The organism is Microlunatus sp. GCM10028923 (assembly GCF_042666975.1).
Taxonomy (GTDB): domain Bacteria; phylum Actinomycetota; class Actinomycetes; order Propionibacteriales; family Propionibacteriaceae; genus Microlunatus.
This window is the reverse complement of the sequence record NZ_JBHTFF010000024.1, coordinates 73,930-81,909: the sequence shown is the minus strand read 5'-3', so window position 1 is coordinate 81,909 and position 7,980 is coordinate 73,930. Positions and strand designations below refer to the sequence as shown.

Annotated in this window: 6 protein-coding genes; all 6 read right to left on the bottom strand. The window is 69.0% G+C overall.

Translation table 11 applies throughout. The features are described 5' to 3' along the window. Positions 1-202 precede the first annotated feature (202 nt). The 6 genes from ACFQU4_RS36630 to ACFQU4_RS36605 all read right to left on the bottom strand — a co-directional run bounded on the left by ACFQU4_RS36630 (position 203) and on the right by ACFQU4_RS36605 (position 7,978). On the bottom strand, positions 203-751 hold the full coding sequence (locus ACFQU4_RS36630) for a hypothetical protein (protein ID WP_377501889.1): 549 nt from the start codon (positions 749-751) through the stop codon (positions 203-205). Positions 752-980: 229 nt separating this feature from the next. Next, on the bottom strand, positions 981-2,201 hold the full coding sequence (locus ACFQU4_RS36625; RefSeq protein WP_377501887.1) for a winged helix-turn-helix domain-containing protein: 1,221 nt from the start codon (positions 2,199-2,201) through the stop codon (positions 981-983). 9 nt (positions 2,202-2,210) lie between these two features. Continuing rightward, positions 2,211-4,262, bottom strand: a complete 2,052-nt coding sequence (locus tag ACFQU4_RS36620) for a hypothetical protein (protein WP_377501885.1) — start codon at positions 4,260-4,262, stop codon at positions 2,211-2,213. Continuing rightward, positions 4,256-5,521, bottom strand: a complete 1,266-nt coding sequence (locus ACFQU4_RS36615; RefSeq protein WP_377501883.1) for a DUF5605 domain-containing protein — start codon at positions 5,519-5,521, stop codon at positions 4,256-4,258. Before ACFQU4_RS36615 ends, ACFQU4_RS36620 begins: the two co-directional genes overlap by 7 nt. After that, a complete protein-coding gene (locus ACFQU4_RS36610) occupies positions 5,518-6,912 on the bottom strand; it encodes a DUF5060 domain-containing protein (protein ID WP_377501881.1) in 1,395 nt (464 codons plus the stop codon). The genes ACFQU4_RS36615 and ACFQU4_RS36610 overlap by 4 nt, the downstream gene beginning before the upstream one ends. After that, the gene (locus ACFQU4_RS36605) at positions 6,902-7,978 is read right to left on the bottom strand and encodes an exo-alpha-sialidase (protein ID WP_377501879.1); all 1,077 of its coding nucleotides are present in this window, start codon (positions 7,976-7,978) and stop codon (positions 6,902-6,904) included. Before ACFQU4_RS36605 ends, ACFQU4_RS36610 begins: the two co-directional genes overlap by 11 nt. Between the last annotated feature and the right edge of the window lie 2 nt (positions 7,979-7,980).

Sequence of the window (7,980 nt, the reverse complement as noted above, 5' to 3'; positions counted from 1 at the left end):
CCTAGAAGAGCCGACCGCGTGCGCGTCCTCACATCTCCCACAACACGTCGAAACCTCCACCACACAAGGGGAACCCCGCCGATCAACCCGCCTCGATCACCCACACAAGCGTGAGGAGAGGCACATAAAGCCTATTATAGGCCAAGGAACCGACAGATATCCCTACAAAACAAGGAATCTGCAGATTCTCCGGCCCTGCACTTCACCAGGATCGAGGCACGTCAGTGTCCAGCGCATTCCGAACTTCGGTGACGACGGCTTCGATGGGCTGGCTGGCATCGATGATCACGGCGCCGCGAGCGGTCAGTTCGGACTCAACGAGTTGGTGCCACCAACGCGACCAGAGCGCCGTGTCGCCGACCTTGCCGAAGACGTTGTTCCGTCGAGGGTCGGCAAGCCGGGCATTCCGCGTGGCGTCGTCCATGGTCAGCAGGAGCAGGACGTCGAACCGGTCCAGCAGGTCGAACATGTTGCGTGCCGTCCCCGCGAGCACGACCGGCCCGGTCGCTTCGGCGATCGCCGCGTCGATCAACGGGATCCGCCAGTTCCAGGAGTGGGCCATCAACCAGTCCCAGCTCGGTTCAGCCGGGAACGGAACCTGCTCCCCGGCCCGATTCTCATGGCGAGCGAATCCGTAGTCCAGGTCGATCGCGTGCATTCCTTGATCACGAAGCACCTCCGAGACGGTGGACTTGCCGGCTCCTGGGCCGCCCGCCAGCAGAAAGGACCTTGCCTCTAGCCCATCTCTCATCGTTACCACCTCCTGCCGAGGCAGCGGACTGCCCCGGCACATCACAAGAGCGCCCGAGGTCACACCGGACAATCGATCCCTGCGGACCGCGACCGGTATGACTTCAGACGCTCTTCAGCCGAGGCTGCCCGAGCTCCTGCTCCGACCCCTGGGGACCGGAGCATGACCTTCTGAAGGCACCGTTGAACTTGTGATGATCACCGTACGTGCGCACGGTGGGAGCGACAACTCATTTCCGGCTGACCCGTCGGAGATCGGCCGCGAGGTTGCCTCGGGCGGAGATCTTGATCTTGTCCAGTTCCAGCCAGGTTCGGAGCAGCTCAAGCTCCTCGGCGAGCTCCGCGGCGACCCACGGGGCGTCCTGGCCCGGCTCCACGTACGCGCTCTGCACCAACAGGGTGCCGCTCTGCCGGTCGGCCTTCAGGTCGCATCGGCCGACCAGGTTGTCGCCGAGCAGGAACGGGAGCACGTAGTAGCCGTAGACCCGTTGCTCGGCGGGGACGTACAGCTGCTTGGCGATCGGGTTGACGAAGCCGCAGAGCAGCTGCGCCGAGGCACGCATGAAGGGGTCGAACGGCGCCAGCAGGGCGCGGGCGTTGATCGTTCTCGGCACGCGCACACCTGCCGCGACATAGCCCGGGTCTCGCCAACCCTCGACCCGGACCTGGGTCAGCCGGCCCTCCTCGACCAGCTCACCAACGAGTCGCTGCCAGGGCACCTTGATGATCTTGCCGTCGGGCTCCCGGATCCGGAAACTGGTCAGCCCGAGATAGTCGCGCAGGCCCCGGCCCGTGGTGATGCCGACGGCGGCCGCCGATCGGTACAGCAGTTCCTTCTGGGCCTCATCCGCCGGCGGCGCCGGTGCTTCCAGGAACTCGGGTGGGATGACCCGCTCGACGAGGTCGTACACCCTGGTGAAGCCGCGCCGACCGGCGACGGCGAGCTGGCCGCACTCCAGCAACGCTTCCAGGGCCTGCTTGCCCTTGCTCCACCCCCACCATTTCCCGGTACGGCCGCCGCCGTCCGACAGCTCGCCGACGGTCAGCGCACCCCGCTCCGCGATCTCGTCGTAGACCGCTCGCACGTGATCATGACCGTCGACCGGCCGACCGAGCGAGTAGGTCCGGCCGGTCTCCATGATGATCATACGGTGCCGCATCAACGGAAACAGGTCGACCGGCAGCAAACAGGCGGCGTGGCTCCAGCACTCGAACAGTTCGTTCCGCCGGTACGCGAGCCGGTCGAGCGACTCGACCGGATACGGCCCGAGCCGCGAATAGATCGGCAGGTAGTGGGACCGCACCAGCACGTTGACCGAATCCAGCTGCAGCGCCAGCACCCGGCCGGCGATCTTGCGCACTCGGTCCAGGGTCGGGCTGACCGGCCGGGCTCGGCCGAATCCCTGCGCGGCAAGGGCAATCCGCCGAGCCTCTACGCTCGAGATCTCCATCCCAGAACTCTACGGGTCGGCGCTGACAGCGGCCTCCCGCTCGAGGAGCAACGCGTTCCAGAGCGGCAGGGCGATCACCCAGGAAGGGTTCCAGGTGTTGCCGGCCCCACGTTGCTGCCAGTCCGTGACGAAGAACGCCTCGCCCTGCTCCCCCACCACGTCGAAGCCCCAGTCCCCCGGCCGCTCGCAGATGCCCTGCCGCAGGGCGGTGTCGATCCCCTCGGCCCAGACCCGGAAATGATCATGACCGGTCAGCCGGCCGAGTCGCCACAGCTCGTAGGTCGGGAAGAACACGTCCAGGTGGTGATTCTGCACGCTCACGCCGGGCCAGCCGAGCGCCGTGAAGCCGCGCTGGTCGAGCATCGAGCCGGAGTCGAACCGCGGCGACCAGTGGTAGACCCAGGTGAGCAGCCACTCCGCGACCTCCTCGCCGCGGCTCAGGTAGCTCCGGTCACCGGTCAGGTCGAACAGCTCCAGCCAGAACCGGAGCAGGTACAGACCGGCCTCCTTGTCCTCACAGGCGGCGTCCAGAGTGGAGTGGGAGTACGGTCGCTCGAAGGAGGGACCGGGCAGCGCCTGGTACCGCTCACCAAGATCACGGGCGAGCTCCAGGAACTCGCCCCGGCCGCTCAGCCGGTAGGCCGCCGCGACCGCCTGGGCCGCCGGAATCCCCGCCGCGCAAGGCTCCGCGGACACCGGCACGCCCTCCGGCGTCCAACCGAGCGGCACCAACCCGTGGGCCAAACTCCCGGCCACGAACTCGGCCCCTGTGATCACCGCCTCAGTCCACGACGCCGGCGCCTCCAGGCCATGATCAGCAAGGAGCCGTACGGTGTCGGCGATGTCGCACAGGCTCTCGCCGTGCGCCCGGGCGAAGATCAGCTCGGTACCGCGCCGGTGGGCGCCGATCCAGGCTCGGTCGTCGTGGACATAGCCCGTGTAACGCAGCCCGGCCGCCGGCGCCGCGGAACCGTCGAGGTAGAAGTCGATCACGCGGCGGGCCCGTTCGAGCCGGTCCGGACGCGCGTCCCGCAGCCCGAGTGCGGCGTCGCACCAGGCGAGCCGGAGGCACTGCCCCGTCCAGCCGTAGCTGAAGTCGTGGGCCGGCCGACGCTTGCCGCCGGGGCGTTCGTTCCGCGGTTCGCCCCAGGCCGGGAACTTCAGATAGCCGGCGACCGGCCCGTCGGAGAAGGCACGGGCGTCGAGGGCGGCTGCCTTCAAGTCGATCATGGTTCCCCGGCCCGCCGGCTCGGCCTCGGGAGCCGGGCCCAGCGAGCGCCCGGCTCGGGCCAGGGCCACGAACCCGCGTCCCGGGCGGGGCAGTTCGCCGCCTTCGACCAGCAGCTTCCTGGTGATCGTTCCGCCCGGCGCGAGGGTACGGTAGCCGCGCGGGTTCGCCGCCGTCGTTGACTTGTGGACGTAGTCCAGATCGGGCACCCCGTCGAACATGATCGACCCGGACAGCGCGATGATCGCCGCCGGCTCCGTACCCGCGACGGCGCCGAGTGTGCCGTAGCTGACCCGCCCGTCGGGATCCTGTTCGGCGTCCGGCTCGTCGATGATCATCAGATAGCGGCCGTCGGACGGCTCGACACAGACGGCCGGAATCGGCAGCCGGTCGACACCGGTGACATAGCCGCCGCGGCTCACGTGCGGCACCGTCCGGTCCGGGTCGGCGGACGGGTTGTCGTGCTGGATCACCTGCGGGATGGTGATCCGCGAGTTCGGCGGCCCGGCCGGCCACTGCACCCCGACCACGAGATCATCCACCGGATCGGGCCCGTCGTTGGTCCAGCGCAGCTCCACGGCCAGCCGCCCACCGATCGACCGGAGCACGATCTCCACCGCGATCGGCTCCAGCCGCCCGGTGATCACGACCCGCGCACCTTCGTCCCGTACGGCGGCGGAGGTCAGGCCGCGACGGGTCCGCCGCCACGGCCGACCGGTCGACATGATCAACAGGTCGCCGACCACTCCGTCCCAGATCGGCCCGTCCTCGCCCAGCAACCGCAGGCCGATGCCGGGCCGCTCCGGATCGAGTTCGATCAGGCCGTTCAGCACCGCGTCACCCGTATCGCGTGGTAGAGCCGGGGCGGCAGCTCGACCGTGAACGAGCCGGTGTCGGTCCGCAACACCTCTTCGACGGTCATCGACCAGGTGTCGATCACCTCCACCCGGTACGCCCCGTCGGGCAGGTCGAACGACCGGCTCCGGAACCGGTGCGCCCCCAGGTACTGCAGATAGACCGATCCCGGCACGCCGAGCGTCGAGGCGTCCGGGCGCAGCCGCAGATAGCTCGCCGTACCCGGCAGGGAATCCAGGACTTCGTGCAGGAATCTCAACCGGGGCAGGGCTTCGCCGCGCGGTCCACCGCCGTCGACCCACCGCTCGGCGTGCGTCGGGAACCCGCCGCGGACGGCGGTCTCCCAGGCATACAGGACGACGTCCTCGGCGGTCCGGCCGCCGTCCGGTCCGGGCGCGTCGCCCTCCACCAGCCCGTCCAGCACGGCCGGCTTCGCGAAGTCGTCGGTCAGCGTCGAACTCGACCGGGCATGATCGGTGCGCACGCTGGCGTGGCTGATCCGTGGGTCGCCGAAGTCGAAGCCGAGCCCGGCGTGAACGGTGCACGGCCGGTGTCCGTGATCATGCTCGGCGAGCAGGTCCAGCGCCTCCCGCCAGACGGCCGGCTCGACCCCAGCCAGGTCGGCATCGACGGCCAGACACCACGCCACGGTACGGAAGCCGGCGAACCGTGCCACCACCCGCCGCAGATGCTCCGGCCAGCCGTCCCGGTTCAATCCGGTGCCGTCGCCGAAGATCACCAGCTCCGCCTGCCGACCGATCCCGGCCAGCTCGGTCACGGCCCGTTCCACCAGGTCCAGCTCCGCGTCGTCCGGCCAGTCGGACCGGTCCGGAGCCAGCACCGACAGACGAACCGCCGTGATCGGCGACTCCTGCAGCAAGGCCAGGGTGTCCCCTGCTTCCGGCCGCTGATGCCAGTCCGGCAGCGACGTCGGCAAGGGCAGGTGCGGGGTCCCGTCGGCGTGCGCGAACCTGGTGCCGAGGCTGCCGACCGGACCATGATCACCGTCGGGTTCCGGCTCGCAGTCCAGCGTCCCCTCGCCGATCGCGTGATCTTCCCCGTCCATGATCGTGTACGTCCAGCGCCCGACCACGCCCGGCGCGAACCGGACCAGCAGCCGATCACCGCTGCGGAACGGTTCGGCCACTGCCCGGTCCCGATCATGAACGAAGTGGATGGCCGCGGCCGGCGTTCCGGTCAGCTCGAGCTCGGCCGGTTCCCAGCGACGTACTCTCATCGGCTGATCCTCACTGCGAGATCGGTGCGGCCCAGCGGGATCCGGCAACGGCCCCGGAACACACCCGGCAGCGGTTCGACGGTCATCGCCCAGGTGTCGATCAACTCCACCCGGTGATCGACGTCGCCCAGGTCCACCTCGTAGTACGCCGGCCGGCGTTCGCCGAAGTAGTCCAGTCGATAGCCCTGGTCCCGTGCCGCGATCCAGTCGGCCGGTCCCTCGCCGATGATCTTGCGCAGGAAGGCGATCCGCGCCGGGCTCTCGCCGATCAGCGTGCCGCCGCTGGAGATCCAGCGATGATCGGTGTCCACGTAGCACTCGCCGTGCCCCACGAAGCCGCCAGCAGTCATTCCCTCCCAGAACCTCCGGGTGATCGTCCGTCCGGTCAGGTTCCCCCACCGGCGGTCGATGTCGCCCTCGTAGCCGAGCTCGTCCAGCACCACCGGCTTCGGATGCTGCCGGCGCCACTCCCCGGTGAGTCCGGCGTCCCAGTGCTGGATGCTCTGGTGCGACGTCCAGGGCTTGCCGAAGTCGTAGATCGACGCGTGCTCGAACATGGCGGTGCCATTGTGGATCGACGCCAGCCGCCGGTACGGGTCGATCCGCTGCAGGTACTGCAGCAGCCGGTCCCAGTCGATCATGGTCTTCGCCTTGTTGAAGTCGAACTCGTTGGACATCGACCACCACACGTTGCCGAAGGCGGCCAGCCGGGCGACCACATAGCGGACCAGGAACCGGTCCTGCTCCGGCGTCAGGTTGTCGACGCCCCAGTGCCCCTTGTCGTACGGGTGGAAGATGATCACGTCCGCCTCGATGCCGAGCCGGAGCAGGTCGGCGATCCGGGCCTCGAAATGACGGAAGAACTCCGGATTGAACCGGGTCGGGTCCAAGTGTCCCGGGGTGTCACCGGCGAACGCGAGCCGGGCCGGCGTCATCGCCGCCGTCGGCAGCAGGCACATCCTGATCTTGTTGAACGGCGAACCGGCCAGCGACGCCAGCGTCCGGCGCTCATGATCCTCGTCGCCGGTGTGGGTCCAGTGGTAGCAGGTGGTGCCGTACGACTCGTGCCGGGTCCCGTCGGCGTACGCGAACCGCCAGCCGCCGACCACCCGGACCGGCCCGTGATTCCCCTCCCCCGGCGGGCCCGCGACGAACTCCCCGCTACGGCCGTCCAGCTCCGGCGCATTGCTCGAGGTCCGGTACCACCAGGTGCCCTCCCGATCGGGCGAGAACCTGATCTTGTACGTGCCGTCGCCGTCGTAGAAGCCGTCCACCGCGACGATCCGGTTCCGGTACTGGAACTCGGCCGTCAACTCCACGTCGGCGTACGGGTTGCCGTCGGCCGGACCGGACAGGGTCAGTTCGAAGATCCCCCACCGCTCAACGATCATCCGCGCACACCCAGTCCGCGTCGAAGCTGACGTGCTTGATCGCCTTGCGCAGGTACGAATACGCGGCGTGCACCCGGCCGTCGGAGGTCTGCAGCAACGTCGGGTACGAGTAGCCCATCGGCGCGTCCCGGTATTCCAGATCGGCCAGCTGCAGGTTGCGCCGGAAGGGCCAGGTCGCGCCGTCGTCCTCGGACAGGGCGAGCGTGAGCGGCGTCCGTACCGCCTTCTTGCGCGGGTTCTCCGGGTCGCCGACCCAGCGGAACTGATCACGCTCCAGGGATGCGTCGTTGAAGATCAGCAGCAGCCGCCCGTCGGCCAGCCGGAGCTGGTGCACGGCGGAGTTGTTGTTCGGCAGTTCGGTCCGTTCCGGCACCGACCAGGTGATCCCGCGGTCGGTCGAGACCGAGGCGTAGATCCGGTCCGCGGCCCGGGACCGGAACAGGGCCGACAGGCTGCCGTCCGAGCGCTGCACGATGCTGGGCTGGACCCGGCCCAGGCTCTCCGGCATCTCGTGCTCGGACCAGGTACCGCCGCCGTCCGAGCTGATCGCGACCAGGCTGTGCTCCCCCGCCGTGGTGCACAGATAGGACGGCAACAGCCAGCTGCCGTCGTCGAAGATCAGCGGCGGGTTGCGCAGGAAGAAGCCCGGGCCCGGGAACAGGATCCGCGGGTCGGACCAGGTCAGGCCATGATCATCGGAGGTTCGGGCCAGCACGTGCGCCGACTTCTGATCATGCGGTTCGTTCGAGGTGTGCAGCAGCCAGATCACCCCGTCCGGTGCCGTGAACAGGACCGGGTTCTGCTCGGACCGGTCCGGGTCGGCGGCCACCAGGTCCGGCTCCGACCAGACCTCGGTGCCCTTCGGCAGCCGGGAGACCACGACGTTCGTGCCCGGCTCGCCCTCGCCCGGCCCGTTGAACCAGGCGCAGACCAGATCGCCGTTCGCGGCTTCGGCGAGGGTCACCGCATGGCTGTCGCCGGAGTGCAGGACCGGCAGCAGAGCCTCGGTCAGCGCCGGATCCGCTCCCGCTCGCAGTTGTCCGTCGAAGCGTGGATCCCGTTCCATGG